The organism is Pseudoalteromonas rubra (assembly GCF_004212645.1).
In the GTDB taxonomy this organism is placed as follows: Bacteria; Pseudomonadota; Gammaproteobacteria; order Enterobacterales; family Alteromonadaceae; genus Pseudoalteromonas; species Pseudoalteromonas rubra_G.
Map to the genome: position 1 here is coordinate 1 of NZ_PPUZ01000127.1, position 765 is coordinate 765.

Annotated in this window: 1 protein-coding gene; it reads right to left on the minus strand. The window is 49.7% G+C overall.

The window, feature by feature from the left end; all coding sequences use genetic code 11:
* Nucleotides 1–765: RHS repeat protein (locus C3B51_RS22695; RefSeq protein ID WP_276319656.1), on the minus strand; the 765-nt coding region annotated here is incomplete at both ends.

Genomic DNA, 765 nt, shown 5'->3' on the forward strand with positions numbered 1-765 from the left:
CGACTCACCCGCCTGATTCAACAAGAACTGCATGGCCCCAGTACGAGCACCATTAGCAAACTTACCGCCAGTAATTGCTGAGACTGTACCACCAATAATCGACGAGACTACCGTACCTTTTGCTATCTGGATAGCACTCAGGCCAGCGCCGCCAGGCAGGAACGCACCACCGGCTCCCTTGGTTATACCGGCGCTGAGAAACCCATGGCCAAACTTGCCACCACTCAAAACGGAAGATATCCCGCCTACGACAGCATGCGCTGTAATTTGTGCCGCTATTTGCCCAGAGGTCAATAGGTTACCACCAAACTTCGTCAGTAACTCACGATTTAAGTGCAGCGCATTATATTTACCCAGCTTATTAAAGTGGCCACCTATCTCCAAAAATGCCTGAGCAGTAACAGCAGCGATTGCTCCAGCCTTAAACGCCTGTGATGAGGACCCTCCCATTGCCCGGGTAAATTCGTAGTTCCAGGCACCTGCGCACGCAGCTACAGCCGGACCACAGAATATAGAGGCTACATTCCCTGCAATACTGGTCAGCTCTGCACCAAATATTTTGACGGCACCACGGATTAGATTTCTGGTTATTTTCTTAAACGGGTTCAGTGAAATATAACCACTTGGATCAATCCGACTAAGCGGATTGTTCAGTACATAGCTGTACGCGTTGTAACTCTGGATGTTACTCGGCGCCTGAACAAAAGGATCCGCCTGCATAAACCGTCCGGTATCTGCATCGTACACTCGACCATTCATATGAAT